The organism is Janthinobacterium sp. GW823-FHT03B06, from assembly GCF_058796955.1.
In genome coordinates this window covers 97751-113374 of record NZ_JBXAJE010000002.1, presented here as the reverse complement: position 1 = coordinate 113374, position 15624 = coordinate 97751, and the positions used below count along the sequence as shown (strand labels likewise).

Here is a 15624-nt window from a genome sequence, read left to right as displayed (position 1 = left end):
GGGATGCGTTCCAATGGAACGCATCCCGATCCCGAAGGGACTGACCTTTTTACTTTGCGGCTTGCGAAGACCGTATCGATTAAAATGCTTTTACAGTATCCTTTTTTATTGGAACTCCATTGGTACAACGTATTCTTCAGCCAGGCGAAATCGAAGGCCTGGACCACAACGCGATTCCGCGCCTGCTGCTGCCGCAGCCAGTCAGCCTGTTTACGGCGCGTGCACAGCGCTTGCGCGAACTGGCGCAGGGCAATATCAAGGGCATCCCCGTCGACGCGGGCATGCAGGGCTACCTGGTGCTGATGGCCGCGCTGGCCGATGCGCAGGCCGCCGTGGTGGGAAAACTGGCGCCCGGCGCCGTGCCTGCCGCCGACCCCGATGCGCTGCGCCGCGCCATCCAGCACCGTATGCCCGTGCTGCCCGTCAGCGGCGCCCGTCCGCCCGTCTGGCGCGACATCTTTGCCAGCCTGCTCGATGAACTGGCCGCCACGGCGGCACGCCAGCCGGCCCTGTCCGGCGGCCTGACGCAGGTGCTGGCCCAGCTGCGCGCGCTCGACGCGACAGCGCTGGACGCCTGCGCCGATGCCGTGCTCGATGAAAACGGCGACAACCTCAATCCGATGCACGCGCCGTTCGTCGCGGCCGCCCTGCAAATCCTGTGGTCGGTATCGGCCAGCGAATTGCGCGCCGCGCGCGTGCCGGACCTGGAAACGGGCACCTTGTGCCCCGTCTGCGGTTCGCACCCGGTCGCCAGCGTGATCCGCATCGGCGGCCAGTCACAGGGCTACCGCTACCTGCATTGCGGCATCTGCGAAAGCGAATGGCATATGGTGCGCGTGAAATGCTCGACCTGCGAACAGAACGGCAAGATCGCCTACCAGGGCCTCGATGCGGCCGATGCCGCGCCGTTCGACCCCGTGACGGCGAAGGACGACAAATTGCCGAACAAGGCGAATGACCCGAAGAAGGTGGCGCGCGCGGAAACCTGCGACGATTGCCATACCTATCGAAAAGTCTTCAACCAGGAACACGATTACAACGTCGAACCGCTGGCCGACGACCTGGCCAGCCTGATGCTCGACCTGCTGGTGGGCGAAGCGGGCTACCAGCGCGCCAGCGGCAATCCGCTGCTGTGGCTGGGGAAGAGCGAAAGCGGCGAGGGCCAGCCAGCATGACGACGGGGCAGACCGTGCGCCTGCCATCGGTAGACCGCATCCTGGGCGACGCGGCTTGCCTGGCCCTGATTGCGCACTACGGCCGCGTGCAAACCCTGGCCTGCGCGCGCGCCGTGCTGGCCGAACTGCGCACCGCCATGCTGGCCGGTGCGGGTTTTGGTAACTTCGGCGAAGAGGGCGCGTCGATCGCCGCCATCGTCGCGCAAGTGGACGAACGGCTGCAATCGCAAGCGCAACCGCGGCTGCGCCCCGTGTTCAACCTGACGGGCACCGTGCTGCACACGAACCTGGGCCGCGCCTTGCTGCCCGACGCGGCCGTGCAAGCCGTGGTGGAAGCGCTGCAGTGGCCGATGAACCTGGAATTTGATCTGGAAACGGGCAAGCGCGGCGACCGCGACGACCTGGTCGAGGAACTGCTGCGCGAACTGACGGGGGCCGAAGCGGCCACCATCGTCAACAACAACGCGGCCGCCGTGCTGCTGATGCTCAACACCCTGGCGCAGAATAAAGAGGTCGTCGTCTCGCGCGGCGAGCTGGTGGAGATCGGCGGCGCCTTCCGCATTCCCGACGTGATGACGCGCGCGGGCGCCGTGCTGCGCGAAGTGGGCAGCACCAACCGCACGCACCTGGCCGATTATGCGGACGCGATCAACGCGCAGACAAGCTTGCTGATGAAGGTCCATTGCAGCAATTACGCGATCACCGGTTTCACGAAAAGCGTGGAGCTCGACGAACTGGTGCCGCTGGCGGCGCAACACGCGATTCCCACGGCCGTGGACCTGGGCAGCGGTACCCTGGTCGACCTGGCGCAATACGGGCTGCCGCATGAAACGACGGTGCGCGAGACGATAGCGGCGGGCGCCGACCTGGTGACCTTCAGCGGCGATAAATTGCTGGGTGGCCCGCAATGCGGCGTCATCGTCGGGCGTGCCGATTTGATCGCGAAGATCAAGCGCAATCCCCTGAAACGCGCGCTGCGCGTGGGCAAACTCACCCTGGCGGCCCTGGCCCCCGTGCTGCAGCTGTACCGCGCGCCGGACTTGCTGGCCGAACGCCTGACCACCTTGCGCCTGCTAACGCGTCCCGCTTGCGCCATGCGCGCGCAGGCGCAAACCCTGCTGCCGCTGCTGCAAAGCGTACTCGGTGCCGCCTATGTGGTCAGCGCCGAAACCGTGACCAGCCAGATCGGCAGCGGCGCCTTGCCCGTCGACCAGCTGCCCAGCTTTGGCCTGGCCGTCCGCAGCGCCCCCGGTTCGCGCCTGAGCAATCCGCTGGGCGTGCTGGAACAGCGTTTGCGCGCCTTGCCGCGCCCCGTCATTGGCCGCATCGGCCAGGACACGTTGTGGCTCGATTTGCGTTGCCTGGAAGCGGCGCACGAGACGGCTTTCATCGCGCAGCTCGCCGAGTTGTCCGCATGATCGTCGGCACCGCAGGCCATATCGACCATGGCAAGACGACACTCACGCGCGCATTGACCGGTGTGCACACGGACCGCCTCAAGGAAGAGCAGGCGCGCGGCATCTCGATTGAACTCGGTTACGCCTATCTGCCGCTGGCGGACGGTACGGTGCTGGGCGTGATCGACGTGCCAGGCCACGAAAAATTCATCCGCACCATGGCGTCCGGCGTGACGGGCATCGACTTCGCCCTGCTCGTGGTGGCGGCCGACGACGGCGTCATGCCGCAGACGCACGAGCACCTGGCCATCTTGCAGCTGCTGGGCGTGACGCGCGGCGCCGTGGCATTGACCAAGATCGACCGCGCAGACAGCGCCCGCGTGGCGCAGGTGGAGGCGGACATCGAGGCGCTGCTGGCCGGCACGCCGCTGGCGGGCAGCCCGGTCTTCCCCACCGCCGCCCATCGCGACAACGATGCGGGCGTGGCCGCCTTGCTGGCGCACCTGACGCAGGTGGCGCGCAGCTTGCCGCAACGCGACGAGCGGCGTCTGTTCCGCCTCGGCGTGGACCGCGTGTTCACCTTGTCGGGGCAGGGCACCATCGTCACCGGCACGGCGCTGGCGGGATGCGCACAGGTGGGCGACATGCTGCAGCTGGCACCCGGCGGCGCGCCTGCGCGCGTGCGCAGCATCCATGCGCAGAACCGCGCGGCCGAGACGGGCATGGCGGGCCAGCGCCTGGCGCTGAACCTCGCCGGCATCGACCGCGAGCGCATCGAACGGGGCAACTGGATCGTCGCGCCCGAGCTGGCGCAGTGTTCCGAGCGCCTCGACGTGGAACTGACCCTGCTGCCCGATGCCGGCGTGCAGCTGAAAGCCTGGTCGCCGCTGCACGTGCACTTGGGCGCGGCGCACCAGCTGGCGCGCGCCGTCATGCTCGATGGCGAGACCCTGTCGCCGGGCCAGACGGGCAGGGTGCAACTGGTGTTCGAGGCGCCCATGCACGGCGTGCCGGGCGACCGCTTCGTCGTGCGCAACGCGCAGGCGACGCAGACGGTGGGCGGCGGCATGGTGCTCGATCCGTTCGGCCCGGCGCGCAAGCGCCGCAGCCCGGCCAGGCTGGCGTGGCTCGATGCGCTGGCGGCGTTTGTCGCGCACGGCGACTATGCGGCCCTGCTGGCGCAAAGCCCGCTGGGGCTGCGCGAGTCGCTGCTGGTGCGCCTGTCCCTGCTGCCGGCGCATGCCCTGGCGCTGCCGCCCGACACGCGGCGCATCGCCCTGCGCGGCGGCGATGCACTGCTGGTGGCGCCGCCCGTGTTGCTGGCGCTGCAAGAGCGGGTGCTCACCGCACTGGCGGCCTTCCACGCGCGCGCGCCCGACGAGGCAGGGCCGGAACTGTGGCGGCTGAAGCGCATCGTCGACGCGGAGATGGAAGACGCCTTGTGGAGCCATCTGGTCGAAGGCTTGCTGGCGCAGGGCGGCATCCTGGCGCGCGGCGCCAGCCTGCACTTGCCGACGCACAGCGTGGAACTGACGCCGCAGGAGCAGGCCATGGCCGAGCCCTTGCTGGCCGCGCTGGAGCAGGGGCGTGCCGATCCGCCGTGGACGCGCGACCTGGCGCGCGGTTTCGGCCTGGCCGAGGACGAAACGCGCCGGCTGTTGCGCAAGCTTGCCAAGGCAGGGCAGATCAGCCAGGTCGTGCATGACCTGTTCTATCACCAGGCGGCGCTGGCCGGGCTGGCGCAACTGGTGCGGGAACTGGCGCGCAAGGCGGAAGAGGATGCCGGCTTACCGGCAGGCAATGGCGCTGTGGGCGCGGCCACTTTCCGCGACGCCAGCGGCTTGGGCCGCAAGCGGGCGATCCAGGTCTTGGAATTCTTCGACCGCGTCGGTTATACTCGCCGTGTTGGCAATGGGCATCTATTGCGCCCGCAGGCGTCGTGGTCCTACACCGCAGCCCCAACAGCTAGCTCAGGCACCGCGGAAAGCACACTCATCCGGTGATGTGGCCGGGCTTCAAACCCGGTGGAGGGCGTCAGACGTTCTCCCGTAGGTTCGACTCCTACTGTTTTCCGCCACTTGTTTTTCTCGCCATCCTCCCCTCGCATGATGATCCCGGCGTTGGCCCTGAGCCACGTTACGGAAAAATAATGGTTTAACTGACAACCTTTGGCCATGGCCGGCGGGGGCCGATGGTACCATCCTGCAGGTGCAGGGCTGCGTATCCCCTGTGGTAGAAGAAGGCAAGCATGAAACAAGCAAGCATGGCATGGCTGCTGGCGGCGCTGTTGCTGCCGGCGGCGGCCGGGGCGGCGGGCCTGCGCATCGTCGGCGAGCATTTGCCGCCGTCGAGCATGATGGAAGGCAATGTCGTCGTGGGACGCGAAACGCTGAAGGTGCGTGACATCATGGCGCGCGCCGGCATCGGCTATACGATGGAACTGCTGCCGTGGAAGCGCGCGTATGCGCAGGCGCTGCGCGAGCCTGACACCTGCATCTTTTCCACCACGCGCACGCAAGAGCGCGAAGCGCAATTTCGCTGGATCGGCCCCCTCAACGAAGCGGAGTGGATACTGTATGGCCTGGCCGAGCGGCATCTGGCGCTGCGCACCCTGGCCGATGCGCGCGGCCTGGTGATCGGCACGGTGCTGGGCGACGCGCGCGACGACTACCTGCGCCAGCACGGCATGAACGTGGCGCCTGTCACGCAGGAGTGGATCAATCCGCAAAAGCTGCTGCTCGGGCGCATCGACCTGTGGGCAGTCGGCCTGGCGGTGGGCAGCAAGCCTTTCGTCGGCAAGGAATGGGAAGGCAAGGTGGTGCCCCTGCTGACTTTCAACCGCGTGCAGACTTACCTGGCCTGCAACCTCAAGGTGCCCGAGGCGCAGGTGGCGGCGATGCAGCGCGCGGCAGCGGCCATGCGCCGCGACGGCAGCATGGCGCGCGAACAGCTGCGCTGATTCAGCGCATCGACTTAACTCTCCAGCCACTGGCGCACGCAGTTGCGTCCTTCGCGCTTGGCCTGGTACAGGGCCTGGTCCGCATGGCTGTAGGCCGTTTCGAACGGCGTGCCGGCGCGGTTCCAGCTCAGGCCCACGCTGATGGTGATGGCGCGCGTGATGGGCGCCGCATGGCGCTGGCTGCCGACCGTCTCGCAGATGCGCTGCGCCACTTGCGCCGCTTCGTCGCGCGAGGAGGTGGGCCAGACGACGGAAAACTCTTCGCCGCCGACCCGGCCGATGGCCGTTTCCTGTCCCAATAATCCTTTCAAACAGTCGACCACGGCCTGGATCACGCCGTCGCCGGCCGGGTGGCCGAAGTCGTCGTTGACTTGCTTGAACAGGTCGATATCGAGCACGATCAGCGCCATGTCACCCTGCGCCAGGCAGCGCGAGGCGTGGTCGATCACGGCGCCGCGGTTCAGGGCGCCCGTCAGCGGGTCGTGCGTGGCGCGGTATTCGAGCTGGCCGGCCAGGGTTTGCAGCTGGCGGTTCAGCAGATGCATGTCGCGCTCGGCGCGGTCGCTGCGGCCGATCAGGCGGCGCGTCTCGCGCATCAGCCGCTCGTAGTGAACGATCAGTTCACCGAGCACGCGCCGTTGTTCCGCGCCCGAGGCGTTGGCGTCGGCGTGCATGCGGCGCGCGGCGGCCAGCGCTGCCGCTTCCACGGTGAACAGGTCGGGCTCCAGGCCGGACTCGGAGATGGCGGCGCGCATGCCCTAGCTGCCCTGCACGGGATGGTCGTGGAAGTCGAGGGCCGTAAAATCCTGCTGCAGCTCCTGGCCGAATTCCAGGATGGTGTCGTCGTCCTCGTCGTGATACCAGTTCAGGCGCACCTGGTTGCCGTCCACGGCCGCCTGGTTCAGGGTGTCGAACAGGGTAAACAGCATCTTCGTGCTGGAGCTGTTGAAGTAGGCCAGCGAGACGTTGACGGTGATGGCAGCTTCGCGGCAGCCTTCCAGATAGGCGCGCACGGCGGCGATCAGCGGACCATAGAAGGCGGCCGCGTTTTCCGGATACGACTCGCCCTTGATCGACAGGGTGTGCTGCTCGAAACGGAAGTCGATTTCGGGCGAACTCGGGGTCGCGGCGATGAACAGTGGTGACGGTAATTGCATATGCTTTCCTGAGTCGGCTCTTTCAAATGATGGCTTTGATGCAGAAGATGGTGTGGCCAGGTTCCTGTGGGTCCTGGACGAATTCGAATTCCAGCGGCTCGCTGGCATCGCGCGCCATGGTGAGAAAACCCAGGCCCGCGCCCTTGCTGTCCGATGGCGCTTCCTCGCGCAGGGCCTTCTTGTAGGCGAGGCGGATTTCTTCCATCGTCATCGTGTGCAGCGGTTCCAGGCGGGCGCGGATCTGCGCCACGTTGTCGGTCGAGACGGGGTTGGCGCACAGCAGAAAAAAGCTGTCGCCGCGCGTGCCGATGCAAAACGAGCCGCGCCGCATCTGCTGGTCCAGCTGCGCATCGGGCGTCAGGCTGTCGGCTGAATAATGCATGATGTTTTGCGACATCTCGATGAACGAGGAAAAGATGCGCCGCCGGGTGGGCCCGGCCGCGCCGGCCGTATCGAGGCGCGCCTTGATGGTTTCGGAAATGGCGCTCACCACGTGCTGCGAGAAATAGCCCACGTAAAAAAAGATGATGTTGCGCTTGCGGGCCACATCCCAAAACTCGTTGAATTCTTCGTACAGCACGTGCGTGCTCCTGGCTAGCCGGTGACCCGGTGTCTTGTTGATAAGGTGGCTCGATGGCGCCCAGACTACAGGCGGAAACAGAAAAAGGTCAGGTCGTCGCGGCGTGGCTGTTTTCCCTGCCAGGCGGCGCTGTCCTGCAGCAGGGCCGCCGCCACGTCGCCGGCCGGAGCGTCGCGCCGCGCCAGCAGCTGTTCGCGCATGCGCCGCTTGCCGTAGGCGATGTCGCGCGCGCCGCCGATCTGGTCGAGCAAGCCGTCGGTGGTGAGGAACAGCAGGCTGCCGGCGGGAATGTCGGGTGTCTCGTTGTGCCAGCAGTAGCCGGCCGGCGTGTCAACGTAGCCCACGCCCATGCGCGCGCCATCGATGGCGCGCACGGCTTCTTCGCCCGGCGCCACCACGTAGAGCGCCAGTTTCGCCCCTGCGAAACGCAGGCTGGCGCTGGCCGTGTCGTAGCATAAAAAGGCGCAATCCATGCCGTCGTTCGAGCCGGCGTGGCCGGTGGCCGCGCCGCTGTCGGCGCCGTCCTGGCCCAGCAGGGTCTTGATGGCGCGGCTGACGGCGCCGATCAGGGCGGCCGGATCGCGCGGCCCCCGTTCGCGCAAGGCCTGGCTCAGGGCCGACGAGGCGATCAGGGTCATGAAGGCGCCCGGCACGCCGTGGCCCGTGCAGTCGGCGATGGCGGCGAACCAGCCCCCTTCGTGGCGTTCGAAAAAGTAGAAGTCGCCGCCGACGACGTCGCGCGGCTGCCATTCCAGGTGCGCGTCGGGCAGGGTGGCGCGCAATTCCGCATCGGAGGTGCGCAGCAGCGCGCGCTGGATCACGCTGGCGTAATCGATGCTGTGCATGATCTGCCGGTTCTTTTCCGCCTGCATGGTGGCCACCACGTTCATCAGCTGCAGGCCGAAGCCCACGCCGGCCAGCGCGCCATCCTCGGTGATGATGAAGCCGTCGGCCAGCGCCTTCTCTCCCGCTTCCACGGCGCGGAAGGTGAGGTCTTCGATGCTCATGGCGCCATCGACGATCAGCGGTTCCTTGTCCATGAAGGCGATGCAGCTCTTCTTGCCGTACACCTCGTGATAAAAGGGCTTGGACATCTGCGACATGAAGATATTGCGGCTGATCAAGCCGATCGGCTTTTGCTGTTCCGTGACGGGCAGGCTCATCATGTCACGCCGTTCCGTGAACAATTCCAGCACGGCGAAGTTGCTGGCGTCGGCCTGCACGGATTCCGTGGGAACGCACAGATCAAGCGCCACGGACGTGCGATAACGGGGAAGATGCAATCGAGAAGCGTTGAACTCCACAGCGGCTACCTTTACATGACGATCGGACCTTTGTTGTCGCGAGAGCAAGGCGACTGACAAACAGGCAATATCATCATGGTAGCCGCTGAATATGACGGCTTGATTACCGGCTTGTCAAAACCGTATGCAAGATGGCTGCATGGCAATCCGTTGCCGGGCTTACAGACGCCTGGCCAGCGCCTGTGCCTGCTCCAGCCAGCGCGCGCGCTGCGTGCCGGTGGAATCGATCATGGGGCCGAAGCAGGCCACCTTGACCGGCTTGACGCCGCAAAATTCCAGGGTCGTCTTGCGCAGCTGGTGAATGCCGGGCATGTGGTAGACCCAGCGGAAATACCAGGGCGGCGTGTCCATCGCCACCAGCAGCTGCGCCGTGCGGCCCTTCAGCAGCTGGGCGGGAAAGGCCTTGCCCGGGCGGTATTTGAAGGCAAAGCCGGGCAGGAAGATACGGTCGACAAAACCTTTCAGCAGGGCCGGCGCGCCGCCCCACCAGATCGGGTAGGCGAACACCAGGTGTTCGGCCCAGCTGATGGCTTCCTGCGCGGCCAGCAAGTCTGGCTCCAGCGGCTGTACCTGGCGGTAGCCTTCATGCAGGTTCTGGTCGAAGTCCAGCTGGCCCAGGCGCAGTTCGCGCACGGTATGGCCTGCGCTGCGGGCCGTGGCGGCGTAGGCCTCGGCCAGGGCGGCGCAGAAACTGTCGCTGGAGGGATGGCCGAGGAGAATTAAAATGCGCTTGGGTGTCGTCTTGGTCATGATGCAGGCTGTCCGTTAAAGAAGAGCTTGCATGCTAAAGCCTGCCCCTGGGGGCAGAGTCAAGCGCGCAGTGTCAGGCTGCCTGCAGTTGCTGGCGCGCCAGGCAGTCGCGGATTTCCGTGTCGATGTCGGCCAGCTGCGCGTCGAGCTGGCGCAGGCGGGCGATATCCTGCCGCACCTGCGCGCGCTTGGCGTCAATGTGCCGCGACAGGGCGGCCCAGTCCGTATCGTCGCCGGCCAGGACGGGCAGCAGTTCGGCCAGGCGGAAGCCCAGGACCTGCGCCTGGCGTATCAGTTTGACCTGCGCCAGGTCTTGCTGCGTGTAGACGCGATAGGCGCCGGAACGGCGCACGTCGCCCAGCAAGCCCAGCGCTTCATAGTGGCGCAAGGCCTTGGGCGAGGTGCCCGCCAGGCGGGCGATTTCTCCGATGTACATGCTTGTCCCTTGTTGAGCTGCGGCGCACGCAGTGTAGCGCAGGTGGCTTTTCAGGCGCTACCTTCCGCGCTGCCTCAGGAGGCTTTGCGCGGCGGGACTTTCTTCGCCGTGCACTCGGCGCAGGTGCCGTACAGCGACAGCGCGTGCTCGTGCAGCACGAAGCCCCGTTCGGCGGCGATCTCGTTCTGGCGCAGTTCGATGCCTTCGTCAACGAATTCATCGACCTTGCCGCATCCCGTGCAGACCAGGTGGTCGTGGTGCTGGCCTTCATTGAGTTCGAAGACGGCGTGGCCCGATTCGAAGTGCCGGCGAAACAGAATGCCGGCCTCGGCAAACTGCATCAGTACGCGGTAGATGGTGGCCAGGCCCACGTCGATCTTTTCGGCCAGCAAGAGTTTGTAGACATCGTCCGCACTCAGGTGCTTGATCGTGCCTTCCTGGAACAGCTGCAGAATCCGCAAGCGGGGGATGGTCACTTTCAAGCCCGATTCACGCAGTTCCCTCAATATATCCATGTCTCCCATTCCTTTTTGTAGTCGCTGAGCGAGGTAAGCCATTATATCGCAAATGATAATCATTACCATTCTCATGTGTGCACTGGAAATAGTATGCTGCAGGGGCCGGCGGCAATCCAGTGACATCGGCGCAAGTAACCATTGCGCGGCGCGCAACTTGTCTCAGCATTGCGCGGCTGGCTGGCCGCTGAAATAGGGGACCTTGCATCCGGTCACGCTGCATTGCCGCATTTTCTTGACTTGGGCAAAGGAAAAAATCCGTCTAGTGATGCCATCTAGCACTATTTGATGTGGATCAAAGTTTTTGTTGCACTGCACTCTTAGACTTCGCAGCGTTACTTAACGACAAAAAGAGGGAACTAGAATGAAAAAGTCCGCAACTGCAGCAGCAATCGTCCTGGCCGCCATCGGCGCCTTCGCCGGCAACGCAATGGCGCAGGAAAGCCCATGGCTGGTCCGTGCCCGCGCCGTGCACATCGATCCGGCCAACAAATCTGCTCCTGTTGGTGGCGTCGGCGCATCCGACCTTATTCACGTCAGCAGCAAGACGATTCCTGAAATCGATATTTCGTATTTCTTCACGCCTAACATCGCTGCCGAGCTGATCCTGACGTATCCGCAAAAGCATGACGTTACCTTGTCCGGCACGAAGATCGGTACTTTCAAGCATTTGCCGCCGACCCTGTCGCTGCAATATCATTTCATGCCTGAAAAACAGTTCAGCCCATACGTGGGTGCCGGCGTGAACTACACGAATATCTCGGATGTGAAATTGCTGAACGGCGCAGGCCGCCTGGAGCATGACAGCTGGGGCTACTCGCTGCAAGCCGGTGTCGACTACAAGCTGGACAAAAACTGGTCGCTGAACTTCGACATCAAGAAAGTACAGATCCGCAGCGACGTACTGGCCGGCGGCGCCAAGATCAGCGAAGTCAAAGTCGATCCTATCCTGATCGGCGTAGGCGTCGGCTACCGCTTCTAAATAGTGATGGCGCCCGCAAGGCGCGGACAATAAAAAAGGACGGCCTTGGCCGTCCTTTTTACGTTTGGTGCACGCCGTTTATTTTTTCAGCGTCTTTTCCAGCGCCAGCTGGTAGTCCGTCTTTTCGTAGCCGGCCAAATACTTGTTCGTCGCGTCGAGGAAGGCGCGCGAGCGGTAGGCCGCTTCCAGGTCCTTGACCCATGGTTTACCCTTGTCGGCCGTGCGGATGGCGACCAGGTTGATGTAGCTGTCCGAGATCTTTTCCACGCTCAGGGCCGAGGTCAGCTTCATGCCGGCGGCCAGGGCGAAGTTACCGTTCACAAAGGCGTAGTCGGCATCGGCCAGCGAACGTGGCAGCTGCGCCGCTTCCAGCGGCACCAGTTTCAGCTTCTTCGGGTTCTCCAGCACGTCGCGTTCGGACGCGCGCAGCGGATCAACGTTCGGTTTGAGCTTGATCCAGCCCATCTTGGCCAGCATCACCAGCGCGCGCGCCTGGTTGGTAGGATCGTTCGGCATGGTGATGGTGGCGCCGTTCTTGACTTCGGCCAGGGTTTTCTGCTTGCCGCCGTACAGGCCGATCGGCATGGTCGGCACGGTGATCAGGGCGCTCAATGGCAGCTTGTTATCGGTGGCGAACTTGGTCAGGTAGACGATGTGCTGGAACACGTTGGCGTCCAGCGACCCTTCGGCCAGCGCGTAGTTCGGCTGCACGTAGTCGTTGAATTCCACGATCTTGACCTTGTAGCCCTGTTTTTCCAAGATAGGCTTGATGCCCAGCTTCAGCTGGTCGGAATACGGGCCGGAGCTGGTGCCGATGACGAGTTCTTTCGGGTCCTTGGCATGGGCGGCGGTGGCGAAGGCCAGGCTGGCGGCGGCCAGGAGCAAATTACGGCGAAGGTGGTTCATGCAGGTCCTTGTTTCTGAATTTGAATTAACGTTTGTCGAGGCGCTTGGCGATGCGCGTGCCGGCGAACTGGATGGTTTGCACCAGCACGATCAGGATGGCCACGGTGGCGACCATGATGTCCGTCTCGAAGCGGTAGTAGCCGTAACGGATGGCCAGGTCGCCGATACCGCCGCCGCCCACCACGCCGGCCACGGCCGAATACGACAGGAAGCTGATCGACAGCACGGTCAGCGCCAGCACCAGGCCGGAGCGCGCTTCGACCAGCAGCACGCGGAAGATGATCTGCATTTCCGACGCGCCCATGGCGTGCGCCGCTTCGATCACGCCACGCGGCACTTCGCGCAGGTTCTGTTCCACCAGGCGCGCCAGGTAGGGAATGGCGGCGAACGACAGCGGCACGCTGGCCGCCAGCGGGCCGATCGAGGTGCCCGCGATGATGCGCGTAAACGGCGTCAGGGCGACGAGCAGAATGATGAAGGGGAAGCTGCGCACGGTATTCACCAGCCAGCCGAGGATCGTCGACAGCGGGCGGTTTTCCAGCGACTGGCCTTCCGAGACGAGGAACAGCAAAATGCCCAGCGGGCCGCCGATCAGGATAGCGGCGGTCAAGCCGATGCCCAGCATGGTCATGGTCTGGCCCAGCGCTACCCAGATTTCCGGCAGCAGCTTGACGACGTTATTGATCGATTCTTCAAACATGTGTTGCATCCTTCCATGCGGTGGCTTCAAACGCCTCGGTGCCGTAATACGCCAGCTCGCGTCCCAGCGCCGTCTTGCGCGGAGAGGCCGTGTCGCTCAAGTCGAATTGTTCGGCGATGGCGCCGTTTTCCACGACGGCCACGCGGTTGCAGATGGCGCCCAGCACCGACAGCTCGTGGCTGACGATGACGATGGTCACGCCGAGGCGCGCATTGATGTCGCGCAGGGTGTCGAGCAGGGCGCGCGTCGTTTCCGCGTCCAGCGCGGACGTCGGCTCGTCGCACAGCAGCACGTCGGGGTGGCTGGCCAGGGCGCGGGCGATCGCCACGCGCTGTTTCTGCCCGCCGGACAATTGCGCCGGATAGCTGTGCAGCTTGTCGGACAGGCCGACCAGCGCCAGGCATTCCTCGACTCTGGCGGCGATCTGCTCGCCCTTGGTCGTGCCGTGGATTTTCAGGGGGAAGGCGACGTTGTCGAAGACGCTGGCGTTTTGCAGCAGGTTGAATTGCTGGAAAATCATGCCGATATTCTGGCGCGCGTCGCGCAGCTCGCTCTTGCCCAGGCGGGTCAGTTCGCGCCCGGCCACGGTAATGGTGCCGCTGTCGGGGCGCTCGAGCAGGTTAATCAGGCGCAGCAGGGTCGATTTGCCGGCGCCGCTCTTGCCGATCAGGCCGAAAATATCACCGGGATAGACTTCCAGCGTGACCGATTTGACCGCGTGGAATTGTTCGCCCTTGGGCAGCGCGAAGGTCTTGTTCGCGCCATCGATGCGAATCACCGGCGTACGGTGTGGTGTGGTCATGCAGTGTTTCCTTTTTTATTGGACCGTCACAGGCTTGCTTGCAGGGGCCAAATCGCCCAGCCTGTTACGTCGGTTGCGTAGTATACCTCCGATCGTGTTATTACTCCTACGACAGAATCTTGCTTTGAATATGCAAATAATGTCTATGCGACTGTTTTCAAGTGAAAAAAGCGGGAAAGCGGCGTTCTTGCCGAATTTAATCGCGTGGACTGGCGTGGCGGAGCCACATCTTGGTGAAAAGTTCGACGCGCCCTGTGCAGGCATCGCGGTGATTTTATGTGCGGTTCGGCTCAGTTGCCGTTTTTTCGTCGCGGGCAGGGCCGTTTACTGCCTGCGATTGTCCTCTTCACGGGCAGATTCTGCTCCGCTGGCCGCAGGACCTTCGGGACGGCGCAACAGGTAGATGAGCACGGCGAGCTCCATGGCGCCCACCATGGCGATGACCCACCACGGCGGATGGCCGAGGCACATGGCGACGAAGCCGATGGCCATGCCCAGGCAAGCCATGGCCTTGCCGCGCCGCGACACGGCGCGGTGTTCGCGCCACTGGCGCAGCGATGGGCCGAAGCGCGGATGGTGCAGCAGCCAGTGCTCGAGGCGCGGCGAGGCGCGGCTGAAGCAGGCCAGGGCGAGGATCAGGAAAATCGTCGTCGGCATGACGGGCAGCATGGCGCCGATGATCCCCAGCAGCACCATCAGGGCGCCGGCAGCGGTCCAGGCCCAGCGGCGCAGGCGCGCGCCGTGCGCTTCGCGCAGGGAAGCCTGGGCGTGCGGCTCGCCCATCAGGCGAGGGCGCCGGCTGTCAGGCCCTGGCTGCGGGGCGGGGAAACGATGGGCTGTGCGTTCAAGGTGTGCGTATCGTGGCGGGTGGCCGTCATGTTTTTCTGCCGTATGTGCTGCGCTATTATGGAGGAATCAAGGCGAAGCTGCAGGCTTGCCGGGGCCGCAATGATAACAATCCTGCAGGGTAATAACAAGAATCATTCTCATTTGCGGCCTGGTCTGAGGCGCCGGATAACGCTGGATATTTTTGGCAATGCAGACAATAATCGGCAACAGAAGACGTTGTCGTGGACATCCTTACCGTTATTATCGATTTTTTCGATGCTAACTAGGTATATTTTCCGTTTTACATCGATCTTCATGCCATGCATAATCTGTTGCAACTGAAGCCAGACAATCAGCCGCAGCGCTTCCCGCCTGCCGCCGGTTGCGGTTTTGACATCCTCCACTCCAAACAGGAATTTACAATGAAAAAACTGCTCGCTTTTATCGCCGCCGCCGGCTTCTCGCTGTCCGCCTTTGCCGCTCCGGAAGTCTATGTCATCGATGGCAGCCATACTTTCCCCCGTTTCGAATACACCCACATGGGTTTCTCGACGCAGCAAAGCCGTTTCAATAACACCACCGGCAAGGTCACCCTGGACCGCGCCGCCAGGACGGGTGCCGTCGAAGTGCTGATCGACACCAAGTCCGTCGATACGGGTTCGACCCTGTTCAACTCGCACATCCAGGGCGAAGACTTCCTCGACACGGCCAAGTATCCCGTCGCCACGTACAAATCGACCAGGTTCAATTTCGACGGCGACAAGCTGGCCTCCGTGGAAGGCAACCTGACCCTGAAAGGCGTGACCAAGCCAGTGACCCTGACCGTCACCTCGTTCAATTGCGCACCGCACCCGATGCTGAAAAAAGACGCGTGCGGCGCCAACGCCACGGCCAAGATCAAGCGCTCGGAATTCAACGCCGGCAAATATGCGCCGGCCGTCAGCGATGACGTGACCCTGACGTTTGCGATCGAAGCCATCAAGCAGTAATCGTTGGCTGCATGACGTAAAAAATGGCGGCGGACTTCGGTCCGCCGCCATTTTTTTTGAGTGGCGGTAGGTCGGATTAGCGCGGCAACGCCGCGCGTAATCCGACATGAGCCGCCTGCAATGTGTCGGATTACGCGGCGTGCC

General features: G+C 63.9%; 17 protein-coding genes and 1 tRNA gene. 7 read left to right on the top strand and 11 right to left on the bottom strand.

Annotated features, from left to right (window positions below; all coding sequences use genetic code 11):
* The first annotated feature begins 119 nt into the window (after positions 1 to 119).
* The 5 genes from fdhE (at position 120) to AC1RBA_RS06360 (ending at position 5531) form a co-directional block, all read left to right on the top strand.
* Positions 120 to 1175: a formate dehydrogenase accessory protein FdhE gene (gene fdhE, locus AC1RBA_RS06380; RefSeq protein ID WP_070313214.1), complete on the top strand. Its 1056-nt coding sequence runs from the start codon at positions 120 to 122 to the stop codon at positions 1173 to 1175.
* A complete protein-coding gene (gene selA / locus AC1RBA_RS06375; protein WP_492417294.1) occupies positions 1172 to 2593 on the top strand; it encodes an L-seryl-tRNA(Sec) selenium transferase in 1422 nt (473 codons plus the stop codon). The genes fdhE and selA overlap by 4 nt, the downstream gene beginning before the upstream one ends.
* Positions 2590 to 4575 carry a selenocysteine-specific translation elongation factor gene (gene selB / locus AC1RBA_RS06370; protein ID WP_492417292.1) on the top strand — a complete coding sequence of 662 codons (1986 nt, stop codon included), beginning with the start codon at positions 2590 to 2592 and terminating at the stop codon, positions 4573 to 4575. The genes selA and selB overlap by 4 nt, the downstream gene beginning before the upstream one ends.
* Positions 4554 to 4649 (top strand) — tRNA-Sec (locus tag AC1RBA_RS06365). Before selB ends, AC1RBA_RS06365 begins: the two co-directional genes overlap by 22 nt.
* 171 nt (positions 4650 to 4820) lie before the next feature.
* Positions 4821 to 5531, top strand: coding sequence for a substrate-binding periplasmic protein (locus AC1RBA_RS06360; RefSeq protein WP_230491961.1), 711 nt, complete (start codon positions 4821 to 4823; stop codon positions 5529 to 5531).
* A 14-nt stretch (positions 5532 to 5545) separates the two neighbouring features.
* On the opposite strand, the gene AC1RBA_RS06355 is transcribed toward AC1RBA_RS06360, so the two are convergent.
* The 7 genes from AC1RBA_RS06355 to fur form a co-directional block, all read right to left on the bottom strand.
* A complete protein-coding gene (locus AC1RBA_RS06355; protein ID WP_070290611.1) occupies positions 5546 to 6286 on the bottom strand; it encodes a GGDEF domain-containing protein in 741 nt (246 codons plus the stop codon).
* Positions 6287 to 6289: 3 nt separating this feature from the next.
* Positions 6290 to 6688, bottom strand: a complete 399-nt coding sequence (locus AC1RBA_RS06350) for a DUF1987 domain-containing protein (RefSeq protein ID WP_070222304.1) — start codon at positions 6686 to 6688, stop codon at positions 6290 to 6292.
* 22 nt (positions 6689 to 6710) lie between these two features.
* Positions 6711 to 7268, bottom strand: coding sequence for a SiaB family protein kinase (locus AC1RBA_RS06345; RefSeq protein WP_070222302.1), 558 nt, complete (start codon positions 7266 to 7268; stop codon positions 6711 to 6713).
* Positions 7269 to 7333: 65 nt separating this feature from the next.
* The gene (locus AC1RBA_RS06340; protein ID WP_070222300.1) at positions 7334 to 8551 is read right to left on the bottom strand and encodes a SpoIIE family protein phosphatase; all 1218 of its coding nucleotides are present in this window, start codon (positions 8549 to 8551) and stop codon (positions 7334 to 7336) included.
* Between the two features lie 180 nt (positions 8552 to 8731).
* Positions 8732 to 9322 (bottom strand): NAD(P)H-dependent oxidoreductase, encoded by a 591-nt coding sequence (locus tag AC1RBA_RS06335; RefSeq protein WP_070222298.1) that lies wholly within the window; start codon positions 9320 to 9322, stop codon positions 8732 to 8734.
* 73 nt (positions 9323 to 9395) lie between these two features.
* Positions 9396 to 9758 carry a MerR family transcriptional regulator gene (locus AC1RBA_RS06330; RefSeq protein WP_070222296.1) on the bottom strand — a complete coding sequence of 121 codons (363 nt, stop codon included), beginning with the start codon at positions 9756 to 9758 and terminating at the stop codon, positions 9396 to 9398.
* 74 nt (positions 9759 to 9832) lie between these two features.
* Positions 9833 to 10273 carry a ferric iron uptake transcriptional regulator gene (gene fur / locus AC1RBA_RS06325; protein WP_034756687.1) on the bottom strand — a complete coding sequence of 147 codons (441 nt, stop codon included), beginning with the start codon at positions 10271 to 10273 and terminating at the stop codon, positions 9833 to 9835.
* Positions 10274 to 10637: 364 nt separating this feature from the next.
* Between fur and AC1RBA_RS06320 the strand changes: the two genes are divergently transcribed.
* Positions 10638 to 11255, top strand: coding sequence for an OmpW/AlkL family protein (locus AC1RBA_RS06320; RefSeq protein ID WP_070222294.1), 618 nt, complete (start codon positions 10638 to 10640; stop codon positions 11253 to 11255).
* A gap of 78 nt (positions 11256 to 11333) precedes the next feature.
* On the opposite strand, the gene AC1RBA_RS06315 is transcribed toward AC1RBA_RS06320, so the two are convergent.
* The 4 genes from AC1RBA_RS06315 to AC1RBA_RS06300 form a co-directional block, all read right to left on the bottom strand.
* Positions 11334 to 12161, bottom strand: coding sequence for a MetQ/NlpA family ABC transporter substrate-binding protein (locus AC1RBA_RS06315; RefSeq protein WP_230505316.1), 828 nt, complete (start codon positions 12159 to 12161; stop codon positions 11334 to 11336).
* 25 nt (positions 12162 to 12186) lie between these two features.
* Positions 12187 to 12861, bottom strand: coding sequence for a methionine ABC transporter permease (locus AC1RBA_RS06310; protein WP_070313210.1), 675 nt, complete (start codon positions 12859 to 12861; stop codon positions 12187 to 12189).
* Complete coding sequence (locus AC1RBA_RS06305; protein ID WP_492417288.1) at positions 12854 to 13663, bottom strand: methionine ABC transporter ATP-binding protein; 810 nt, start codon at positions 13661 to 13663, stop codon at positions 12854 to 12856. The genes AC1RBA_RS06310 and AC1RBA_RS06305 overlap by 8 nt, the downstream gene beginning before the upstream one ends.
* Before the next feature lie 324 nt (positions 13664 to 13987).
* On the bottom strand, positions 13988 to 14446 hold the full coding sequence (locus tag AC1RBA_RS06300; protein ID WP_071650222.1) for a YbaN family protein: 459 nt from the start codon (positions 14444 to 14446) through the stop codon (positions 13988 to 13990).
* A gap of 467 nt (positions 14447 to 14913) precedes the next feature.
* On the opposite strand from AC1RBA_RS06300, the gene AC1RBA_RS06295 reads away from it, so the two are divergent.
* Positions 14914 to 15480 carry a YceI family protein gene (locus AC1RBA_RS06295; protein WP_121671135.1) on the top strand — a complete coding sequence of 189 codons (567 nt, stop codon included), beginning with the start codon at positions 14914 to 14916 and terminating at the stop codon, positions 15478 to 15480.
* Positions 15481 to 15624: the final 144 nt, after the last annotated feature.

Bases quoted from the DNA above. Each gene is read 5' to 3' on its own strand.
- selA (WP_492417294.1), top strand. From the start codon at position 1,172: ATGACGACGGGGCAGACCGTGCGCCTGCCATCGGTAGACCGCATCCTG.
- selB (WP_492417292.1), top strand. From the start codon at position 2,590: ATGATCGTCGGCACCGCAGGCCATATCGACCATGGCAAGACGACACTC.
- AC1RBA_RS06360 (WP_230491961.1), top strand. From the start codon at position 4,821: ATGAAACAAGCAAGCATGGCATGGCTGCTGGCGGCGCTGTTGCTGCCG.
- AC1RBA_RS06355 (WP_070290611.1), bottom strand. From the start codon at position 6,286: ATGCGCGCCGCCATCTCCGAGTCCGGCCTGGAGCCCGACCTGTTCACC.
- AC1RBA_RS06350 (WP_070222304.1), bottom strand. From the start codon at position 6,688: ATGCAATTACCGTCACCACTGTTCATCGCCGCGACCCCGAGTTCGCCC.
- AC1RBA_RS06335 (WP_070222298.1), bottom strand. From the start codon at position 9,322: ATGACCAAGACGACACCCAAGCGCATTTTAATTCTCCTCGGCCATCCC.
- AC1RBA_RS06330 (WP_070222296.1), bottom strand. From the start codon at position 9,758: ATGTACATCGGAGAAATCGCCCGCCTGGCGGGCACCTCGCCCAAGGCC.
- fur (WP_034756687.1), bottom strand. From the start codon at position 10,273: ATGGATATATTGAGGGAACTGCGTGAATCGGGCTTGAAAGTGACCATC.
- AC1RBA_RS06320 (WP_070222294.1), top strand. From the start codon at position 10,638: ATGAAAAAGTCCGCAACTGCAGCAGCAATCGTCCTGGCCGCCATCGGC.
- AC1RBA_RS06315 (WP_230505316.1), bottom strand. From the start codon at position 12,161: ATGAACCACCTTCGCCGTAATTTGCTCCTGGCCGCCGCCAGCCTGGCC.
- AC1RBA_RS06310 (WP_070313210.1), bottom strand. From the start codon at position 12,861: ATGTTTGAAGAATCGATCAATAACGTCGTCAAGCTGCTGCCGGAAATC.
- AC1RBA_RS06305 (WP_492417288.1), bottom strand. From the start codon at position 13,663: ATGACCACACCACACCGTACGCCGGTGATTCGCATCGATGGCGCGAAC.
- AC1RBA_RS06300 (WP_071650222.1), bottom strand. From the start codon at position 14,446: ATGGGCGAGCCGCACGCCCAGGCTTCCCTGCGCGAAGCGCACGGCGCG.
- AC1RBA_RS06295 (WP_121671135.1), top strand. From the start codon at position 14,914: ATGAAAAAACTGCTCGCTTTTATCGCCGCCGCCGGCTTCTCGCTGTCC.